At 65.9% G+C, this 19,803-nt stretch carries 20 protein-coding genes; 8 read left to right on the top strand and 12 right to left on the bottom strand.

Annotation, left to right across the window (positions count from 1 at the left end):
- Positions 1-7: 7 nt before the first annotated feature.
- Positions 8-970, bottom strand: a complete 963-nt coding sequence (lipA, locus tag O5O43_RS06910; RefSeq protein WP_271086165.1) for a lipoyl synthase — start codon at positions 968-970, stop codon at positions 8-10.
- A gap of 187 nt (positions 971-1,157) precedes the next feature.
- Between lipA and O5O43_RS06905 the strand changes: the two genes are divergently transcribed.
- Positions 1,158-1,751 carry a hypothetical protein gene (locus O5O43_RS06905; protein WP_271086164.1) on the top strand — a complete coding sequence of 198 codons (594 nt, stop codon included), beginning with the start codon at positions 1,158-1,160 and terminating at the stop codon, positions 1,749-1,751.
- A gap of 147 nt (positions 1,752-1,898) precedes the next feature.
- Here O5O43_RS06905 and O5O43_RS06900 read toward each other — a convergent pair whose 3' ends face one another.
- Complete coding sequence (locus O5O43_RS06900; RefSeq protein ID WP_271086163.1) at positions 1,899-2,411, bottom strand: IPTL-CTERM sorting domain-containing protein; 513 nt, start codon at positions 2,409-2,411, stop codon at positions 1,899-1,901.
- 1,274 nt (positions 2,412-3,685) lie between these two features.
- Positions 3,686-3,952, bottom strand: a complete 267-nt coding sequence (locus O5O43_RS06895; protein WP_271086162.1) for a hypothetical protein — start codon at positions 3,950-3,952, stop codon at positions 3,686-3,688.
- Positions 3,953-4,046: 94 nt separating this feature from the next.
- Here O5O43_RS06895 and O5O43_RS06890 point away from each other — a divergent pair, with 94 nt between their 5' ends.
- The 3 genes from O5O43_RS06890 (at position 4,047) to O5O43_RS06880 (ending at position 6,401) form a co-directional block, all read left to right on the top strand.
- Complete coding sequence (locus O5O43_RS06890) at positions 4,047-4,364, top strand: hypothetical protein (protein ID WP_271086161.1); 318 nt, start codon at positions 4,047-4,049, stop codon at positions 4,362-4,364.
- A gap of 201 nt (positions 4,365-4,565) precedes the next feature.
- Positions 4,566-6,122 (top strand): AMP-binding protein, encoded by a 1,557-nt coding sequence (locus O5O43_RS06885; RefSeq protein WP_271086160.1) that lies wholly within the window; start codon positions 4,566-4,568, stop codon positions 6,120-6,122.
- A 57-nt stretch (positions 6,123-6,179) separates the two neighbouring features.
- Positions 6,180-6,401: a hypothetical protein gene (locus O5O43_RS06880; RefSeq protein WP_271086159.1), complete on the top strand. Its 222-nt coding sequence runs from the start codon at positions 6,180-6,182 to the stop codon at positions 6,399-6,401.
- A 436-nt stretch (positions 6,402-6,837) separates the two neighbouring features.
- Here the strand turns inward: O5O43_RS06880 and ygiD are convergent, their stop codons facing one another.
- From ygiD to O5O43_RS06860, 4 genes are all read right to left on the bottom strand, one after another.
- Complete coding sequence (gene ygiD / locus O5O43_RS06875) at positions 6,838-7,593, bottom strand: 4,5-DOPA dioxygenase extradiol (RefSeq protein ID WP_271086158.1); 756 nt, start codon at positions 7,591-7,593, stop codon at positions 6,838-6,840.
- Between the two features lie 5 nt (positions 7,594-7,598).
- Complete coding sequence (gene wrbA / locus O5O43_RS06870) at positions 7,599-8,201, bottom strand: NAD(P)H:quinone oxidoreductase (RefSeq protein WP_271086157.1); 603 nt, start codon at positions 8,199-8,201, stop codon at positions 7,599-7,601.
- 71 nt (positions 8,202-8,272) lie between these two features.
- Positions 8,273-8,731 (bottom strand): hypothetical protein, encoded by a 459-nt coding sequence (locus tag O5O43_RS06865; protein ID WP_271086156.1) that lies wholly within the window; start codon positions 8,729-8,731, stop codon positions 8,273-8,275.
- Entirely contained in the window at positions 8,728-9,567 is an 840-nt protein-coding gene (locus O5O43_RS06860; protein ID WP_271086155.1) for a M15 family metallopeptidase, read from the bottom strand. Before O5O43_RS06860 ends, O5O43_RS06865 begins: the two co-directional genes overlap by 4 nt.
- A 110-nt stretch (positions 9,568-9,677) precedes the next feature.
- On the opposite strand from O5O43_RS06860, the gene O5O43_RS06855 reads away from it, so the two are divergent.
- The 3 genes from O5O43_RS06855 to O5O43_RS06845 are packed head-to-tail and all read left to right on the top strand — an operon-like array spanning position 9,678 to position 12,354.
- Positions 9,678-11,027 carry an MFS transporter gene (locus O5O43_RS06855; RefSeq protein ID WP_271086154.1) on the top strand — a complete coding sequence of 450 codons (1,350 nt, stop codon included), beginning with the start codon at positions 9,678-9,680 and terminating at the stop codon, positions 11,025-11,027.
- A complete protein-coding gene (gene mazG, locus O5O43_RS06850) occupies positions 11,024-11,809 on the top strand; it encodes a nucleoside triphosphate pyrophosphohydrolase (RefSeq protein WP_271086153.1) in 786 nt (261 codons plus the stop codon). Before O5O43_RS06855 ends, mazG begins: the two co-directional genes overlap by 4 nt.
- Positions 11,806-12,354, top strand: coding sequence for a DUF1643 domain-containing protein (locus tag O5O43_RS06845; RefSeq protein WP_271086152.1), 549 nt, complete (start codon positions 11,806-11,808; stop codon positions 12,352-12,354). Before mazG ends, O5O43_RS06845 begins: the two co-directional genes overlap by 4 nt.
- Here the strand turns inward: O5O43_RS06845 and O5O43_RS06840 are convergent.
- Positions 12,351-12,893: a hypothetical protein gene (locus O5O43_RS06840; RefSeq protein WP_271086151.1), complete on the bottom strand. Its 543-nt coding sequence runs from the start codon at positions 12,891-12,893 to the stop codon at positions 12,351-12,353. The genes O5O43_RS06845 and O5O43_RS06840 overlap by 4 nt on opposite strands.
- A gap of 918 nt (positions 12,894-13,811) precedes the next feature.
- Between O5O43_RS06840 and O5O43_RS06835 the strand changes: the two genes are divergently transcribed.
- On the top strand, positions 13,812-14,300 hold the full coding sequence (locus O5O43_RS06835; protein ID WP_271086150.1) for a hypothetical protein: 489 nt from the start codon (positions 13,812-13,814) through the stop codon (positions 14,298-14,300).
- Between the two features lie 136 nt (positions 14,301-14,436).
- On the opposite strand, the gene O5O43_RS06830 is transcribed toward O5O43_RS06835, so the two are convergent.
- The 4 genes from O5O43_RS06830 to hflX all read right to left on the bottom strand — a co-directional run bounded on the left by O5O43_RS06830 (position 14,437) and on the right by hflX (position 19,688).
- A complete protein-coding gene (locus O5O43_RS06830) occupies positions 14,437-14,940 on the bottom strand; it encodes a DUF1543 domain-containing protein (RefSeq protein ID WP_271086149.1) in 504 nt (167 codons plus the stop codon).
- 11 nt (positions 14,941-14,951) lie between these two features.
- Positions 14,952-16,616 carry an FAD/NAD(P)-binding protein gene (locus tag O5O43_RS06825; protein WP_271086148.1) on the bottom strand — a complete coding sequence of 555 codons (1,665 nt, stop codon included), beginning with the start codon at positions 16,614-16,616 and terminating at the stop codon, positions 14,952-14,954.
- Between the two features lie 132 nt (positions 16,617-16,748).
- Positions 16,749-18,386 carry a Na+/H+ antiporter gene (locus O5O43_RS06820; protein ID WP_271086147.1) on the bottom strand — a complete coding sequence of 546 codons (1,638 nt, stop codon included), beginning with the start codon at positions 18,384-18,386 and terminating at the stop codon, positions 16,749-16,751.
- On the bottom strand, positions 18,387-19,688 hold the full coding sequence (gene hflX, locus O5O43_RS06815; protein WP_271086146.1) for a GTPase HflX: 1,302 nt from the start codon (positions 19,686-19,688) through the stop codon (positions 18,387-18,389).
- Positions 19,689-19,803 lie beyond the last annotated feature (115 nt).

The following is a 19,803-nucleotide window of genomic DNA, read 5'->3' as shown; positions in this document are numbered from 1 at the left end:
TCCGCGATCAGCGTCCCGTGTGCGCCAAGCGCGCGGCCTTCAGCCGGGCGAAGTCGTCGCCCGCATGGTGGGACGACCGCGTCAGCGGCGATGACGACACCATCAGGAAACCCTTGGCCCGGGCGATCGCCTCATAGGCCTTGAACTCTTCGGGCGTCACGAACCGGTCGATGGCCGCGTGTTTCCGCGTCGGCTGCAGGTACTGGCCGATGGTGATGAAGTCGACGCCGGCGGAGCGCATGTCGTCCATGACCTGCATGACCTCCTCCTTGGTCTCGCCCAGACCGACCATGATGCCGGACTTGGTGAACTGGTTGGGGTCGCGCTCCTTGACCATCTGCAGCAGGCGCAGGGAGTGGAAGTACCGCGCGCCGGGCCGGATCTTCAGATAGAGCCGCGGCACGGTCTCCAGGTTGTGGTTGAACACGTCCGGGGCCGCATCGATCATCACCTCGGCCGCGCCATCCTTCCTCAGGAAGTCGGGCGTCAGGATCTCGATAGTGGTCTGCGGCGCCTGCAGGCGGATCTCGCGCACGACCTCGGCGAAGTGGGCCGCTCCGCCGTCCGACACGTCGTCCCGGTCCACCGAGGTGATCACGACGTGGTTCAGGCCCAACTGCGACACGGCCAGACCGACCTTGCCCGGCTCTTCCGGATCCAGCGGCTGGGGCAAACCCGTCTTGACGTTGCAGAAGGCGCAGGCCCGCGTGCAGGTGTCGCCCATGATCATCAGGGTGGCGTGCTTCTGGCTCCAGCACTCGCCGATATTCGGACAGGCCGCCTCCTCGCAGACGGTGACCAGTCCCTTGGAGCGGACGATGTCCTTGGTGGCGTTGTACTGGCCCGACCCCGGCGCCTTGACCCTCAGCCACTCGGGCTTCTTCAGCACGACGGATTCCGGCCGGTTCTGCTTCTCGGGGTGACGCAGTTCGGACGGTTTCCGCGTCAGGGTGTCGATGAGGGTGACCATCGAGGCGGGCCGGGCTCCAGGGACTTGAAGCCGGTATGTCGTCGTTCCGTCCCCGGAAGGCAAGTCACGGGGTGTGACGGGTTGCGGATAGGCAACGTGACAGCGCCGAAAACGGACTATTTCGACTTCTGCTGAGGGTGGAATGCGGACGTTGACCATAGCGTCGCGTGTGACGGAGGATGACCAAATGCTTCGCGCGCTCCCAATCTTCGGACTTCTGTTCTTGTGCTGGCTTGCGTCAAGCACGGCAGAAGCGTGCAGCTATGCCGTTCCACGAAACGCCGGAGAGAGCGAAGCGCACGCCTACGAACGCCTTCGGCAAACCAATCAAAACCGCTATTGGGAGGAGGCCGATACGATTTTCGTGGGGAGGGTTGTGGGACTTGTCGAGAGTGCCCGAGGTCTTGAAGTAAGGGTTCTGCCTCGGACCTCATTCAAGGGCAACGCCGGTATAGGGGTTATCATCTACGACCTCGATGGTCTCGAAGTGCAATGCGACCGCGCAGTATTTCCAGACTTCCACAAGGTCGGATTGTTCTACGCCCGTAATGCGAATGGTCGGCTCGTGGTCCGAGGAATGCTCGGCCCGAACGAAATCGAAGACGATGCCCTAAAGAGCCGCGTTATCAGGCAACTCACCCCGGGAGAACTTACGATGCTGGGGATGGACACGCCTCCTTCAGATCGAAGGCCTCTGATCTTTGGCGGATTGATTGCGTGCTGTGCGCTCGTCGGAGGCATATTGATCGGGCGAATGAGCCGAAAGCCGAGGGGCGCCTAATCCTTTTTCAATGCCCGCAATGGGTCGGAAGCCGAAGCCGATCTCGGCGCCGAAATCGGACGTCGTCAACGTCAGTCAGGGGTGGGAAGCAGACATGGAAACGGCCCCGCCGTCGCCAGCGGAGCCGTTCAAGTCAGGCGTGGATCGTCACGCCGTGAAGCGCCGACGCTGGATGTAGAGTGCCGCTCCGCCGGCCAGAACCATTCCAAGGAGGATCATTGCCCACTCGGACAGCGTCGGAACAGGGGCTGGGGTGACTGGCGGGGCGGGCTGGCCAACAGTCCGCGACGAGCCGCTCGTGTATCCGCCCGCAATCGGGTTAGATGCACTGTCCTGAATGCCTGTGCCGCTCGATTTGAGGTCGAGCCTTAGAGTGCCGTCGCCCGTGATGCTGTTGACGACGACGCTATAGGTTGAGCCGGATCCGGTGACTGATGCGATTGTTCCGCCAGCGGTGCCCGTGCTGGTCAGCACGAAATCTGAGATATCGACACCGGAGACAGTCTCGCTGAACAAGACCGTAAAGGTCTCTGTCGTGTTGGCTGAGGGGCCTGACGAACTGGGCGTGGTCGAACTCACCGTCGGCGGCGTAATGTCCGCGGGGGCAGACGCTGACACGGTCGTGGTGGCGTCACGCTCGCATGAGTTGGCGTCGGTCACGGTCACTGTGTACGAACCTGGTGCAAGGCCAGAGATTGATCGTGTGCTCTGACCCGAATTCCAGCTGTAGGAATAGCCTCCGGCGCCGCCGGACGCAGTTACAGTTGCGGTTCCGTCGTTGGTGGATGCGCCCGTTGTATCGGTGCTCGACGCGTTAGCCACCAGCGCGCTGGGCTGGACTATTGTGATGCTTCGAGTTGCGGTTAGTGCGGTGCCTGGCGTCGAGTCCGTCACAGTGACCGAGTAAGTGCCGGCCATCCTGCCGGTGATTATGCTGGTCGTCGCGCCAGTGGACCACAGATAGCTGTACGGAGTGGTTCCGCCTGAGGCGGATATGGCGGCCACGCCATTCGATCCGCCGTTGCATGCGACGTTCGTTTGAGCGGTGCTGGTGTTCAGCGGAGGGGGCGTTGTCCGGAAGGTGAGCCCAGCCCCATAGCTGGTCCCCACACTGTTGGTGGCGTAGGCCCGGACGGTGTATTGCGTATTAGCCGTCAGCCCGCCGGCCGTGGCGGAAAAGCTGCCTGTGCCGGACCCGTTCGGCGCATTTGTGACGCCGCTTCCCCCGATGATCGGTGTCGAGGTGGACGCAGAATAAACCACGCCCCTCGCTGTAACGGTTGCACCGCCGTCGCTGGGGACGCTCCCCCCGAGAACCGCCGAGGTTGTGCCGATGCTGGTCGGCGTAGTTGTGTTTGCTGTCGGCAGCGTTTGCGCGGCTGCCGGCAGTGCTAGACCCCAAACAGCTGCGACGCCGGTCATAATATGCAGTGCACTGACTGAGCGCGCAGGGCGTGCAGATTTGAGCGACCCGCCATGGCGGCGGCGACGATAACGGCTTTCATGTTGATCCCCCTATAGAAATCCTTGTTTTGCAGATCGTCGCGCTGATCGCAATCTCGGGATTAGGCACCGTCGGATGGCTTCAAAAAGTGAAGCTTGCGAGACACCGTCGTCTGTTGAGCGAGAGGTGGACGCGGTTGTCGGGCTAGATCTTTTCTCGAAAACGCCTGGAAACCCCGGTCCTCGGAAGGGACGCCGCGCTGCCCTCTCATCTCCGTAGTTATCCGGGAAACCGGCATTCAGTCGGAGAAGGTCGCCACGCTGACGTTGAGCCGCTCTGGACCTTCTGGGACTGCAGGCGCGAGCGTCGGCGAATGGATAAGCGGATGAATCAGACCGCGAATGTGTGCAACGGGTCGGGAGTGGACATCGATGCCGAGCCGGGGAGAAGACCTGCCGAAGGACCGCCAATGGTGGCTAACGGGCGTTCCTTATCGGCGGACAAGCACGCGGTCGCCGACCTGCAGGAAAACGAGGCGGTTTTCCCGGACAGTGCATTGTGCAGCCTCTCGCCGCGCTGTCTGCAACCAAACCTCGGTCAATGCCTCGGCGTCGATCACGATCTCGCTTCGATCGGACGGGCCGAGCCTGTAGCCATGTTTTGCAGCAGCTGCTTGGCAGCGTTCCAGAGCCGTGCCCGTGACGCAGCCGCTCAGACCGGACACGAGCGACAGAGCGAGAAGGAGCTTGGTTGTCATGCGATGATGATGAACCACCAGTCGACTTCCGCAACGGGTGGAAAGCGGATTTACCCTAGGCTAACTTTTCATCGTGGATCGATAGGGGGAAACCGTGGAACTGAGAACAACGGGCGGGCAGCTAAAGCCGGGCCGAGCGTTCAAACTGGTAGCGACGGGCTATTTCCTTGGGGCTGGGGTGATCTTTCTGCCGCTATTCGCTCTCGTCACCGTGATCTCGCTGGCCGCAGGGGTTCCGCCCACCCTAAATGGTGAGCCAGTAGGAGGAAACGGCGCCATTCTCGTCTCTATCCTGCCGCTGATAATGGTGCCGGTCATCCTCGCCATTCAGGCCGTCATGTTCGGCGGGTTAGCGGTCCTTGGGCTATGGCTCTACAGCAAGCGGAAGCCGATCCCCATCGTCGAGGGGTAACGCTCCAAGGTCCGCAATGGGTCGGAAGCGGAAGTCGCTGATAGTTCGGCTTGGCGACCAAGCGACCCTGTCGCTCGACACCATTCGCCCCCCCCAAGGCCTCACGCCCCGTAACGCATCTTTTCATCGCTCCGGCGCTTAACTAGGTTGCGCTCCCTGACAGCGAGGGGGCGACGCGAAGCCCTCCGGAGGAGACGCGTATTGCTTAGGCCCGGCCTCGACCCATCGGCAGGCGAAGAGTCCCTGTTCGACGCCCTGATCGCGGCGCGCGCCCGGTACGGCGACAAGGAGATCCTGGAGGACCAGGACCGCAAGCCCCTCACCTACACCGGCCTGATCCGCGCCGCCTTCGTCCTGGGCCGCAAGATCGCCGCGATGACCGAGCCGAAGGAGCGGGTCGGCATCCTACTGCCCTCCTCCATGGGCGTAGTCGTCACCTTCTTCGGCCTGCACGCCTTCAACCGCGTTCCGGTCATGCTGAACTTCACCTCCGGCGAGCGGAACCTGAAGGCGGCGATCCAGGCCTCGGGCCTGAAGAAGATTCTCTGCGCCAGACGCTTCGTGGAACAGGCGAAACTCGAAGACCTGATCGAGGCCCTGGGCCAGTCTGCCGAGGTCGTCTGGCTGGACGACGTCCGCGCCACGATCGGGCTTCAGGACAAGCTGTTCGGCCTGATGGCCGGCCTGATGCCCAGTCGCTTCCGGACAAAGACCGCGCCGTCGGACCCGGGCGTGGTCCTCTTCACCTCCGGCAGCTTCGGCGCGCCCAAGGGCGTGCTGCTGAGCCAAAGGAACCTCGTGGCCAATGCGCGACAGGTCGCGACCCACATCGACCTCGACCCCGACTGGGTGATGTTCAACCCCCTGCCGACCTTCCACTGCTTCGGCCTGACCGGCGGCGTCATCCTGCCCTTGCTGCAGGGCATGAAGGCCTTCCAGTATCCCTCGCCCCTGCACGGCAAACAGATCGTCTCCCTGCTGGCCGAGGTGAAGGCGTCGATCCTGTTCGCCACCGACACCTTCCTGAACCAGTGGGCGCGCGTGGCCTCGCCTGACGACTTCCGCACGCTCCAATTCGTGGTCGGCGGCGCCGAAAAGGTCCGCGACGAGACCCACCACCTGTTCAATACCAAGTTCGGCGGCGTGAAGCTGCTCGAAGGCTATGGCGCGACCGAGGCCGCCCCGGTGGTCGCGGTGAACCACCCCGACCGCAACCGGCCCGGCACCGTCGGCCAGATTCTGCCCGGCATGGAGGCGCGCCTGGAGGCGGTCGAGGGCATCACCGAGGGCAAACGCCTGTTCCTGCGCGGCCCCAACGTCATGGCCGGCTATATGTCGCCGGAAGACCCGACCAAGATCGATCCGCTGGACGGCGGCTGGCACGACACCGGCGACATCGTCGACATCGACCCGGAGGGTTACATCGCCATCCTCGGCCGGGTGAAGCGGTTCGCCAAGATCGGCGGCGAGATGGTGTCCCTCAGCGCCGTCGAGGGCCTGGTCCAGGCCGTCTGGCCCGACAACCGCCACGCGGTCATCTCCATCGCCGATAGCCGGAAGGGCGAGAAGCTGGTTCTGGTCACCGAGCGCAAGGACGCCGACGTCGCCCGCATCGCCGAATGGGCGCGCGAACACGGCGCCCCCGAACTGGCGGTCCCGAAGAAGATCGTGAAGGTGCCCATGCTGCCTGTCCTGGGCACCGGCAAGACCGACTATGTCGCGATCCAGCAACTGGTGGAGATGGCCGAGGCGGCCTGATCTGTGCGGGAAAACTACTACGTCTTTCTGGCGCTCGGGTGCATCTGGCTTGTAGCCATGGGCCTGATCGGCCCATTCGTGTTGGGCGGGTTTTGGTATCCGCTCATGCTCGTCAGCATCATCGCCGTCGGGGCGGGCGGATTCTGGTTTCGTTGTGTCCACTGTGGGCACCAGATCGTACGTCAGAAGATGACCATCGGGACGCGGGAAATGACCGGCTACACGTCCTTCCCCGGCAAGACCTGCAGCAACTGCGGCAAGGACGTCAGCGGACAATAGCGGCTGGACCGCATGCTCGCGACGGATCGTGAGATTATTTTCCTGCCTGGCTCTTGCGAAACAGAAGGGTGGCGACCATCTGCCAAGCTGGGTCTTTGAAAACCGCATCCGCAAGGGATTGTTTCGTCCAATCGGCCTGAACGCTGTTTTCAGGATTGTCTGATAAGTCTTTGATTTATCGCGTTCTGAGGAAACGGTTCGTCCGTTTCGTCACGTTTCGTCACCCTGAATTTCGTCATGACGAAACGGACCAAACGCCGGCATCTCCTCTCCTCCTCTCCGTGCACCCCAGCGACCCGAAGGGCGGCGCGGAGCAGCCAATGCTGGGGTCCAGATGGAAGACTCCGTCGTCAGGGCCAAGAGACCGGCGTGCTATCCCGGCCGCCTGAATTCGTGATCGGGATCCCAGCCTTCGCTGGAATGCACGGATAATGGATCAGCCGATCCGCACGCCCGTCATCGAGATCGAACCACCCTCGATCACGTCGTTGAAGAAGGCGACCGGCTCGCCTTCTTCCGCCTGCGCCGCCACATAGAGCAGCGGCAGATAGTGCTCGTCCGTCGGCACGCTCAGTTGGGCGTCCTCGGCCAGATCGACCCAGTCGATCAGGGCGTCGTGATCGCCGCGCTCGAACGCCGACTTCACCGCCTCGTTGAAACTGGTCGCCCACGGATAGGCGTCGCCGCCGTCCCGCTTCCAGGTCCGCAGGTTGTGGACGAAGTCGCCGCTGCCAGCGATGACATAGCTTTCGTCGCGCAGGGGCCTCAGCCGCTTCGCCAGCTCATAGTGCTGACGTGCCGTCAGCTCGCGATTAAGCGACAGCTGCACGACCGGCACATCGGCGTCGGGCCAGACATGAACCAGCACCGACCAGGTCCCGTGATCCAGTCCCCACATCTCGACCGGCTGGGCCGCGACCAGCTTGGCCACGCGCCGCGCCAGCTCGGGCGACCCTGGCGCCGGATACTGCATCGCATGCAGCTCCGGGCCGAAGTTTCCGAAGTCGTGGATGGTCTCGGGGTGCGGCTGCGCCGTCACGCCCAGCCCGCGCGTCTCCCAATGGGCCGAGACCATCACGACGCCTTTCGGTTTGCCGATGGCCTCGCCGACCGCGCGCCAGCCCTCCGCATAGGGACCGCCCAGAGCGTTCATCGGCGATCCGTGGCCGAAGAAGACGGCGGGCTGACGCATGACGATCAGGCCTTCAGCTTCTTGGCCAGTCCGGCGATGTATTCGCCCTGGTGACGGGCGCCGGCCAGTTCGTTGGCGCTCGGCTGACGCGAGCCGTCGCCGCCCGTGATGGTCGTCGCGCCATAGGGCGAGCCGCCCGAGATCTCCTCGAGCGTCATCTGGCCCTGGAAGGCATAGGGCAGGCCGGCGACCACCATCCCGTGGTGCAGCAGGGTCTGAATCAGCCCGATCAGGGTCGTCTCATTGCCGCCGTGCTGGGTCGCCGACGAGGTGAAGGCCCCGCCTACCTTACCGACCAGCTTGCCCTGGAACCACACGCCGCCGGTCTGGTCCCAGAAGTTCCGCATCTGGCCCGCCGCCGTGCCGAACCGGGTCCCGGCCCCGACGATGATGGCGTCGTAGTTTTCCAGTTCGTTGACGTCGGCGATGGGCGCCTTCTGGTCCAGCTTGTAGTGGGACTGGATCGCCAGTTCTTCCGGCACCGTCTCCTGCACGCGGCGGATGTCGACCGACACGCCGTCGACGGACGCAGCCCCTTCAGCGACGGCTTCCGCCATCTGCTCGATGTGGCCATAGGTCGAATGATAGAGAACCAGCACCTTGGTCATCGGTCGTTCCTATTCTTTCTGCAACTATTGCAGTGACAGATTTAGCGATCCCCTCGCCCGGTTCAAGTCCCCTAGACGGATTTCGATCCGATTGGGCAAAGGCCGCCGTACAGGGCCGCCTCCTCCGGGACCCTCAGCCCCCGCCCGGCCTTGAACCGATGCTCCACCGCCATCGCCTGCTGTTCGATATTCAGCTGATCCCACCCGCACGGCGCCTTCGGATACCCATAGGCCGAGGGCCCGTCCCCCGCCCGGAGCTTCCCCGCCAGCAGATTCACCCCCTGTTGCGCCTGCCAGACATGAACCAGCTCATGGATGAAGACCGACTGCAGCCTCACCGGAGCCACAGCGAAGTCGGCCGGAAGCCCCCTCCCCGGCCACAGGATCCAGTCCAACCGGAACCAGCGCCCGGGCACGAACGCCCGATCGAACGGCCAAGGCGTACGGGCCAGGCGGATCCTATCGAGGTCCAGCGCCTCGCCGAACTCGCTCCTAGCCAGCCGCCGCTCGCCCTCGGTCAAAGCCCTCACGGCCCGACCCACTCCCAATGCCAGGGCTCGTAGATATAGGGCACGAACCCGAACCGCCCGGCGTTCCTGACAAGCCAGCGATAGGTCGCCCCTTGGCTCATATGCTGGCGGCTGGCCGGATTGGTGCTGTCGACCCCCATCCCCAGCAGCTGCCCCACATACAGATCCACCGCCGTACCCGTTCGGTGAGGCGAACACACCGCCCGCCTGAGCCCGTCGCAGTTCCGCTCCGCCGCACACCGGGCCGCATCCGCCTCCGGGTCTCGGAAGCCCGAGAAGATCTGCAGCAACTCCGGATCGTTCCGCACCTCTGGAACCTCGTAGCGGGCGGCGGCCACCATCCGGCGATAGGCCTCAAGCACGTCACGGCGCAGCAGCCGCGTCAGCCGGTCCGCATGCTCCTCAGGCGCCTCCAGATAGCCGAGCTCCCTAAGCGGCGGCGGATCGGGGCATTCATCTCGGACCCGAGCCATCACGAACGGTCTCCGTTCCTGCAGCACGCCCTTCAGCACCTCGAAGGTCGCCTGATCGAACGCCCCCGTCTCCGGCAGCCCAAACCGCGCCTGAAAGCCCGCCAGCGCCGCAGCGAAGTCCGACGTCCCCGGCTCGCAATCCGTCCCGAGCTCCTTCTGCAGCAAGGGCAGATAGGCGCCCCAGCCCACTTCTGGCGCGCCGAACGGCGTCCATTCCAGCGAATAGAGGGAGATGGCGTTGGCCACCGCCTGATCGGCCCAGATGGCTCGTTGGGTCTCGCATCGGCCCTGCGCCGCCGCGATGCCAGGCAGGCTCCAGACCAGAGCCGCCGCAACCAGTGTTCCCAGGATCCCCATCCGCATGCGAGGAGGAAGCCTGACGGTGGCGGCGCAAGCAAGGCCCCTCTCCCGACGCGCCAAAAACGGGCATGGTGCGCCGTCGCCGAGTCGAGGCGCCGCCGCTGGATCCTGCTATGTCCGACGCACCCGAAGCGCCACGCCGCAGCAACGCGGTCCTCGCCGCGTTCTCCGCCGTCTGCCTGCCGCTGGCCGCGTTCGGCGTCGCCCTGCCGGTCACCCTGCCAGAGTTCTACGCCACCCATGTGGGGCTGGAGCTGGGCGTCGTCGCCACGGTCTTCATGGCGGTGCGGCTGATCGACATCACCTTCGATCCCTTCATCGGCTGGGCCATGGACCGGACGAAGACGAAGTTCGGCCGCTACCGGCCCTGGATGGCCTTGTCGACGCCGATCCTGATGTTGGCGGCCTTCATGATGTTCGTGGTGGTCCAGCCGGGCGCCGGGCCGGTCTATCTGTTCGCCTGGCTGCTGGTGCTCTATCTCGGCTTCTCGATCGGGACGCTGGGGCAGCTGGGCTGGGCGGCGGTGCTCGCGCCTCAGTATGACCAGCGGAGCCGGGTCTATGGCTGGTGGCAGGTCTTCAACATCATCGGGGTGATCCTGATCCTGATCCTGCCGACGGTGGTGATTCAGATAGGGATCGGCGACTACGCCGACGGGGTCCGGATCATGGGCTGGGCCATCCTGATCGCCCTGCCGGTGACCATTGGTCTGGCCTTCCTGGCGGTGCCGGAGCCGGTGAATGCGGGCGCCCAGCCCCACGGCGGCCTCGGCGCCTATCTGGAGCTGTTCAAGCGGAAGGCGGTCCGGAAGCTGCTGCTGGCCGATGTCGTTCTGGGCGTCGCGCCGGGTATTACGGGATCGCTGCTGTTCTTCTTCTTCGGCCAGATCAAGGGGTACGATCACACCGAGGCGAGCCTGTTCATGCTGCTCTACTTTGTGGCCGGGCTGATCGGGGCGCCGTTCTGGGCCTGGCTGGCGACGAAGATCGGCAAGGACAGGGCGCTGTCCGTGGCCAGTCTGGTGTTCGCGGCCTTCTACACCGGGGCGACGCTGGTTCCGGGCGGGAACTTCGCGGTAACGGCCGTGGCCATGTTCATTGCGGGCCTGCCCTATGCGGCGGGGCTGTTCCTGCTCAGGGCCATGATGGCGGACGTGGGGGACGAGGTGCGGCTGGAGACGGGCGTGGATCGGACGGGGCTGATGTTCTCCATCCTTTCGGCGACAACCAAGGTCGGGCACGTCGTGGCCCTGATCCCCTACCTGATCCTGCAGTGGGTCGGCTTCCAGGCCGTGCCGCCGCCCGGGGGGAACACCGACAGCGCGCTGCTGATTCTCCAGGTCCTGTTCATCGCCCTTCCCGGCCTGTTGCTGGCCAGCGCGGCCTTGCTGCTGAGAAACTATCCCCTGACCCCGGCGCGGCACGACGAGATCCGGCGTCAACTGGAGGCGCGGGAGGCATGAGCCCCACCGAGCGGCTGAAAGAGATCATGGTCCGGCTGCGCGACCCGAAAGGGGGCTGCCCTTGGGACGTGGAACAGACCTTCCAGACCATCGCCCCCTATACGATCGAGGAGGCCTATGAGGTCGCCGACGCCATCGAGCGGGGCGACATGGGCGAGCTGAAGACCGAGCTGGGAGACCTGCTGTTCCAGGTGGTCTTCCACGCCCGCATGGCCGAGGAACAGGGGCTGTTCGCCTACGACGACGTGGCCGAGGCCATGTGCGACAAGCTCGTCCGGCGTCACCCTCACGTCTTCGCCGACGAGGCCGCCCAGCCCGACGGCCCGGCCCAGAAGCTGCGGTGGGAGGACATCAAGGCGGCGGAGCGGGCGTCCAAGGCCCAGCACGGGGTGCTGGACGACGTGCCGGTGGGCCTGCCCGCCCTGCACCGGGCGGCGAAGCTGACGAAGCGGGCGGCGCGGGTCGGGTTCGACTGGCCCTCGACCGACGAGGTCTTCGCCAAGCTGGACGAGGAGGTCGCCGAGCTGCGGGCCGAGATCGCCGCCGGCGACCTGGACAAGGCGCGCGAGGAGATGGGCGACCTGCTGTTCGTGGTGGCCAACCTGGCGCGGAAGCTGGGGGTGGAGCCGGAGGACGCCCTGCGCGGGGCCAACGCCAAATTCGTGCGGCGGTTCGGCTTCATCGAGGCGGAGCTGGCGAAGGACGGGCGGACGCCGGACCAGTCTGACCTGGCCGAGATGGACGGGCTGTGGGACGCGGCGAAGGCGTCGGAGCGGGCGTGACGGCGGACAAGCACGACCCCGGCGGCAAGGTGCGGCTGTCGCTGATGCCTGGCGTCAACGGGGATGCGACCTTCAGCGAGGACGGGCGATATCGGCAGCTGATGCGGCGCTGGCTGGGGCCTGAGTTTCCCGAGCGGTACATTCTGTTCGTGGGCATGAACCCGTCGACGGCGGACGCCAGCGTCAACGACCCGACCTGCGCGCGGGAGTGGACCTTCGCCCAGAGGGAGGGGTTCGACGCCATGGTCAAGGCCAACGTCGGCGACTACCGGGCCACAGACCCGAAGATGCTGCTGGCGCCGGGGGTGGAGGCGTCGTCGCCCGAGAACCTGCCCGCGATCCGCAGGGCGGCGGCGTGGGCCGGTCGGGTCGTCCTGTGCCACGGCAAGCTCAACAAGGCCCTGGTCCCGGCGGGGCGGGCCCTGATCGAGGCGATGCGGGCGGACGGGGTTGAGCTGTGGTGCTTCGGGACCAATGGCGACGGGAGCCCGAAACACCCCCTGTATCTGCGGGGGGATACGCCGCTGGTGCGGTACGAGCCCTAGGATTTGGACTCTGAGGGCGCCGAGTCCAGGGAGTCCAACTTCTCCGACACGATGTCTGAAGTCTCGATCAACGTATTCGAATCGTTGATGTTCGTATCTTCCGTCGCCGTCAGTCTCAGCGGCTCCCGATTGGACTCTAGCACAGGCGTCGCGATCTCGGGCAGGGCGGCCATGACCTCGGAGCGGGCGCGGTCGGCGAGGCTGTCGTAGACGCGCATCCAGGTCGAGGCCTCCGAGGCCCTGCCCGCCCCCAGCGCCCGGCGGATGTTGAGGAACGCCTGGTCGGCCAGGTCGGCGAAGCTGACGTTGTCGTCAGGATGGTATTCGCCGAACTCGGGCGGCGCCTCGCACTGGGGCTGGTCCATCCGCCGCCAGCCCCCGGCCCGCGCGTGCGCCCGGAAGGAACTGAGCGACATGCCGTACCGCTGACAGACGGTCGTCGCCTTCACTCCGGAGAGATACTCCCGCCGGGCATGATCCAGATAGTTTCCGTCGAGACCGACGAGCGAGAGCGGTTCGAGCTGCGTGTCCGAGGTCATGCCCGGACGGTGGCATGACGATGCGTCAGAAGCGGTCGTTCAAGCGCGTAGCAGACAATCTGAATGTCTGATGAGGGTGGGAAGCGGACATTGCTCTATGGATAAGAGGACAATAGCCTTTCGCTTGTGGAGGCTCGTCAATGGTGAAGGCATCGGCGTTGGTGGCGGTCAGCCTGGCCTTGCTATCCGCCTGTCATCGCGGCCCGGATATTCGGTCCGCCTCTCAATGCCCGGCCTGGAGGAACATAGATCTCGCCAGCCTTCCGACGCATCTGAACAACGATCCGGACGACGGACGGTGGGAAGACATCCGGTCGGAGTGGGCGAACGAGACGCACAGCATCCCATGGGCGACCCGCGCTCCAACCGCGTCCGTCCGCTTCACTGCTTTTCCGGGCGGCCTTACGACCGATCCGACGGTGAGAGAGGTCGTGGGCAGGCAATCAGCCGATGGATGGGAAATCCATGCACGCTCAGGGACGGCTCCGGGGTGGCAGGAGCAACAATGGACCGATTGGCGAGCGGTTCGACTTTCGCCACGCGGCAACCGCAGACTGACGGCCCTACTGGCAGATCCTTGCCTATGGCTCGCTCCCCGATTTCTTGACAGCGAAGTCCGCCTCTCGAACGGGCGTGGGGATGCGCGGCCTGATGGTCCAACAACGGCTTACGACCTGACACAAGGGAACCGCCGTTGGGGCGGCTGGCACTTCTCATGGTCAGTGGGCCCTCCCGGTCAGCTTCGTTCTCTCTTGTTGTCGGAGGCGTTCGGACTGCCAGAGTGGGTCGAAGATGATATCGGTCCCGAGGGTTGGTTCGACTGGCCGCCCAGCTCTTCGTGACGTCCGCTTGGGGTGGGAAGCGGACCTTCTACGTAGCGCACTTGCGCAAGGGCCGAGGTGCGCGTTTGTTCAGCGGATGAAAACGCTGACGATGGCAGTTATCCTGTGTGCGCTGACGGCGTGCGCTTCGGGCAACGAGGGCGTTGTTGGGACGCTGACGCTGAGCCGCGATTGGGCCGAGCGGTTTGAGGCCTCGCTTGACCTGACGGATGTTCTGCCCACGAGAAGGCGCATGGGAGGCGGCGTCCCTAAGCCAGTCCGTGAATACGCCCGCTACTATCGGCTAGTCGAGATCGATGGCAGGCCGGTTGTAGAGGCGATCTTCGGGCCTCCGATTGAACTACATCCGTCTGACTGGCGGACGTCCCGATACACCCGGAACGGGTTGGAGGACTTGGGGCCAGCCGCACAACCCACCGAGGAAGAGTTACGCCGTGGACACCACGACATTCACATCGACGAGCCGTTTCCCGTCATTTTCGACGGTGGCTGCTCTGTAGTGACGATGTCGATCGACTATGAAACCCGCAGGGTTCTTTCAGCGAGTTGCAACGGCGTCGGATGAAGCCTTGAACGTCTGCAATGGGTCGGAAGCGGACAGACCTGCTCAAGCCGATAGCGGACGTTCGAATCCGCGCTACTGGGTGGGCGCCGTCAAGCCTGCCTTACGGCGAAAGCATACGGTCTCGAGCCGTCTAATCTCACCGTATCGGCGTATAGTGGCAGGTGAAGGCCGGGTCGCCGCACATCAGGCTGGGCGTCAGGTGAATGTGCAGGCGCTGGGCCTGGGCGGCGTCATCGAGCGCGAAAGCCTGTTCCGCCTCGTACATCTCGTCGCGGTGGGCGTCGGTCCAGTCGGTGGCGCGCTGGATGGCGCGGGCCTTGGCGGCCTTGAGGTCATCGGCGACGACGAAGACGTTGCGGTGCTGTTCGGCGAAGTTGACGCCGTCATAGCCGCCGAGGTTGACGTAGTAGAGCCGCTCGGGACCCTCGAACCGTTCGGGACGCAGGCTGATCTCGTAGCCGTCGGCGTGGGCGATCTCGGACCAGCAATCGACATGGAGGCTGCCGGCCTTGCCCCACCATTGGGACAGCAGGGTCGGATAGGTCGCCTCGATCGTGGGGGCGACGACGAAGCGCATGTCGTGGACCTCGATATTGGCGCCGGGGTGCTCGCCGCCGATGTAGATCGCAAACAGTCTCATTCAGCCTCGCGTCAGGCCGCCGCCGTCCCCCGATCGGAAACAGGCTTTGCGGTATCGAGCACAAACGCCAGACGGCGGCCGACGATCCCGCCCATCTCGTGCGAACTGGTGATCCCTTGCGCGAACGGGTGGCGGCCCATGAGGAAGGGCAGGCTGAGACAGAAGAGCCGGTCCATGGGCAGGGGCGCGTCGACGGGGCGGAACAGGGCGTCGACGGCGATGCCGCGCACGACGTCCGGGGCGTCGTTGGCCACCTGATCGCGGACGATCCCCTGTTCCAGCAGCGACAGGAAGGGGAACTGGATGGCGCTGAGCGCGCGCTGGCCCGTCGCCTCGATGAAGATGGGGAAATGGCGGGTGGACCGCCCCAGGGTGACCGTCGCGCCTCCCTCGGGGCGATGGGTGTCGATCGCGTGGTCGTCGCCCAGCGCCAAGACCTCCAGCTTGCCGGCGGCGTGCAAGGCCAGCATGCGCTCGATCGATTCGTGGGGTACGCCGGCATAGATGTCGACGAAGACCGGTTTGAAGGCGCGGCCGAAGCGGTCGAACTGTTCGGCGTCGAGGTGCGGGACGATGACGGCCACGACCTCGTGCATGCGCAGGATGGCGTCGCGCCAGGCCACGGTGATTTCGGCGGCGTGGTTCGCCTTCGCCTCCTCCAGGTTGGCGGCGGCCCAGACGAAGGGGTCGGCGGCGGCGCGTCGGGCGAAATAGGCTTCGGCGAACGTCTCCAGCGAGGCGTCGGCGAGGCCCGTCTCGGCGGCGTAGGCCGGGTCGAGGGCGATCAGCTCCCGTCGGAACAGGTCGAAGACGGCGTCGAGCAGGCCGGCGGGGCCCCGGTCCACAAGGGCGGCGATCGCCTCGGGCGTGCACAGGGCCAGCGGGGCGTGCGGTAGAGGGAAGTAGAAGTCGGCCTCCGGCAGCAGACCCTTGCGCGACATCATGGTGATGCGGAAGCCTTCGGTCTGCGCTGCGGGCTCGTAGCTCAGCCGGTCGTCGCGGCGAACGAAGGCGCCGTGGGATTGCGCCAGGGCGACCGCCGTGTCGATGGCCGTCAGGGACGAGCCCCGGATGCCGATCTCCGTCGCCGGGAGCGCCGCGAGGGACGAGGCGGGCCAGGGGCTGAGGAAATAGCCGGGGCGGACCTGCTGGCGCGATGGCCACTGATGGCCCGTGGCCAGGACGACATGGTCGAAGCGCGCCGCAGTGGTGCGCCGCGACGGCGGGAAGGCATAGGTCAGCTCGATCCCATCGGGCCGGTTGGCGGCGTCGACGACCCGACAGCCGGTCTTGATATCGATCGTGACGCCGGCGGCGCGAGCCTGTCGGACCAGGGACGCGAACTGGTCTTCAAAATAGCGGCCGAGGGCGATGCGGGAGACGAAGGCCCGCTCGTCGATGTCGGCGCGATCGATGTCCAGGGCCGCAAGCTCGTCGTCCGATCGCGCGCTCAACCAGCTGGCCAGGGTGTCGGCGACCGGGGGAATCTCGATGCTGGCGATGTTCGACAGCATGGCGCGATCGTTCCAGTCGGGACTGTAGGGGCTGCCGGAGCCGGCCGTGTCGCGGGCCTCGAAGATCGTGATCCGCGCACCGATCCGGCCGCGCGAGAGGAGGGCGTGAAGCGCGTAGAGGGTTGTCGGCCCAGCTCCGACGAAAGCGACTGACGGGGTCATGGCCCCACAATGCATGGCGCGGGCAAAGGCGCCGCCGGCGGACGATTTTCCAGCGCTGTCAGCGGTTTTGACCGCCTGAGCGTCCAATGGCCGACTCCCGGAGCGCGGACTGTCGGGGTTCGACGCCATGGATCAGACGTAGCGGAGCTCCTGCAGATCGACCTCGCGGATCAGCTTCTTCGCCGTCTCCGAGTCGATCTCGCGGGCGCGGACCAGCCGGCGCAATTCGTCCCGCTCGGCGTTCAGGCCCGTCAGGCGAAGCGCGCGCTCGACCTCGTCGGCGAGGCGGGCGGCTTCGGCGTCGTCGTCCTCGGTCCGGGTGCGGCTCTCGATGCGGTAGCGGTAGAACTCCATCAGGCGGCTGGAGATTTCGGAATAGAGGTCGGGATTGGGCGTGCCCTCCCCCATCGCGTGGGCGGCGTCGTCGATGGCGCGCAGAGCGGCCGTCGCGGCGGCGACCCGGCCGCGATCCTCCTCGCGCTGGTGCGAGGGCTCGGGCGGGAGCTCGACGTCTTTCAGAAGGCGCGGCAGGGCGACCGTGGCCAGGACCAGGGAGACGATGATGACCCCGGCGGCCAGGAAGATGGCGAGGTTGCGGGCGGGCATGGGGGTTCCATCGGCGAGCACGAACGGGACCGTCAGGATGCCGGCCAGGGTGATGGCGCCGCGCACCCCGGCCAGGGACATGACGGCGGTGAGGCGCAGACCCACCCGAGGCGTCGGGCCCTTCGCGCGCTTCCGGAACAGGGTCAGGCGCAGCGAGGCCCACACCCAGGCGAAGCGCAGCACGGCCAGGGTCGCGACGATGGCCAGGACATAGACGGCCAGCCACCACACCTCGGGCCGCGAGGTGCCGGCGACGACCTCGCTGGCGCGGTCGAGGATGGAGGGCATCTGTTCGCCCAGGATGACGAAGATGAGGCCGTTGGCGGCGAACTGCACCGCGTCCCAAACGGCGGCGCGACGGACGCGGGTGGTGGCCAGGGACTGGCCCTTGGCGCCGTCGCGTTCGGTAAAGCCCATGGTGACCCCGGCGGCGACGGCGGCGAGGATGCCCGAGGCGTGCAGCTCTTCGGCGGCCAGATAGGCGGCGAAGGGGATGATGAGGCTGATCAGGATCTCGGCGCCGACGTCCTCGCCCCAGCGGCGGCTGACCCAGCCCTTGGTCCAGCCTATCACCCAGGTGACCACGACGCCGGTGGCGACGCCGACGAAGGCCAGCCAGGCGAAGGTCCCAACCGCCTCGGTCAGGACGAAGACGCCGGTCGAGGCCGCGGCGATGGCCAGTCGCATGCCGGTCAGGCCGGTGGCGTCGTTCAACAGGCTTTCGCCCTCCAGAATGTGCATCAGCCGCTTGGGGATCGGGGTGCGGGCGGCGATGGCCTGGACCGCGATCGGGTCGGTCGGCGACAGGATGGCGGCGAGCGCGAAGGCCATCGCCAGCGGCATCTCCGGGATCATCCAGTAGATCAGCAGGCCCAGGCCCACGATGGTGAAGACCACGAGGCCCAGCGCCAGCTCGAGGATCACCGCCCGGTCGCGGAACAGGTCCTCCTTGGGGATGCGCCAGCCGTCTAGGAACAAGAGCGGAGGCAGGAACAGGAGGAAAAATATGTCCGGTTCCAGATCGACCGTGTGGCCGGTCGTCAGCACGATGGCGGCGCCGAGCGCGATCTGGACCAGAGGCAGGGCGATGCGCGTCATCCGCGCCAGAGGACCCGAGACCACCACGGCCAGAAGCAGGAACAGGGTGGTCTCGATCAGCTCCATCTAGGGGGCGCCGAACTGGCGTTCGAAGCGGCCCATCGCCTGGGGGTCCAGGCGGACGGTCAGGTGGGTGCGGCCGTCAGCGTCGGTGTCGCGGGCGGTCACGCGACCGTGCTCATAAAGCCAGGCCAGGGCGTCGCCCTGGGAGGGCTCGAGGACCAGTTCGGTCTCCGGGTCATCGTCGATCAGGTCGGTGATGGCCTGACGCAGGCGTTCGATCCCCTCCCCGGTCCAGGCGGAGACGGCGACGAAGGCGTTGCCCGAGCGGGCGGCCTGACCCTCGACCTCTTCGCGGGCCTCGGGATCGAGGAGGTCGGTCTTGTTCCAGACCTCGAGGATGCGGCGGGGCTTGCCCTCGGGCTGCTCGATCTGTTTCAGCACCGCCTCGACATCCTTCGCCTGGGCCGCTGAATCGGCGGAGGCGATGTCGCGGACGTGCAGGATCAGGTCGGCCTCGCCCACCTCTTCGAGCGTCGCGCGGAAGCTCTCGACCAGTTCGTGCGGCAGGTCGGAGATGAAGCCCACGGTGTCGGCGATGATGGCCGGGCGTCCCTGCGGCAGGCGGATGGTGCGCTGGGTGGTGTCCAGGGTGGCGAACAGCAGGTCCTTGGCCAGGACTTCGGAGCCCGTGAGCCGGTTGAACAGGGTCGACTTGCCGGCGTTGGTGTAGCCGACCAGGGCGACGGCCGGGAACGGGGCCTTCTTGCGCTGTTTGCGGTGCAGGCCGCGCGTGCGGCGGACCTCCTCCAGCTCGGACTTCAGGCGGACGATGCGGTCGGCGATCAGGCGGCGGTCGAGCTCGATCTGGGTCTCGCCGGGCCCGCCGGTCGAGCCGGTGCCGCCCCTCTGGCGCTCCAGGTGGGTCCAGGTGCGGACGAGGCGCGAGCGTTCGTAGTCAAGACGGGCCAGTTCGACCTGAAGGCGACCTTCCTTGGTGCGGGCGCGCCTGCCGAAGATTTCGAGGATGAGGCCGGTGCGGTCGATGACCTTGCACTCCCACTCCTTCTCCAGATTGCGCTGCTGGACGGGCGTCAGGTCGTAATCGACGACAGCGGCCTCAGCCTCGGCGGCGCGGATCAGGGTGGCCAGTTCTTCGACCTTGCCGGCGCCGAACAGCGCAGCAGGCGCGGTTTTTCGCAGACGCACGACTTCTTCGGCGCGGACGTCGAGGTCCAGCGCGCGGGCGAGGCCGGCGGCCTCCTCCAGACGCTCCTCAGGGGGTCGCGCGGTGCGGTCGCCAAGGTCGGGATGGATGACGACCGCACGGATGAGCGGCACGGAATGGTCGATGAGCTTTGAGTTCAAAGGGTCTCTTCAGAAGCAGGTTGAGGCGAGCGTCCCCAAGGGTCGAGGATTGCTCGAACGAATAACCATCCTATCCGACTCGAAAGAAGGGAGTCGGGATAGTCCGTTAAGTCGG

The sequence above is a fragment of the Brevundimonas sp. NIBR11 genome (assembly GCF_027912535.1).
Taxonomy (GTDB): domain Bacteria; phylum Pseudomonadota; class Alphaproteobacteria; order Caulobacterales; family Caulobacteraceae; genus Brevundimonas.
This window is presented reverse-complemented; position numbering and strand designations above follow the sequence as displayed.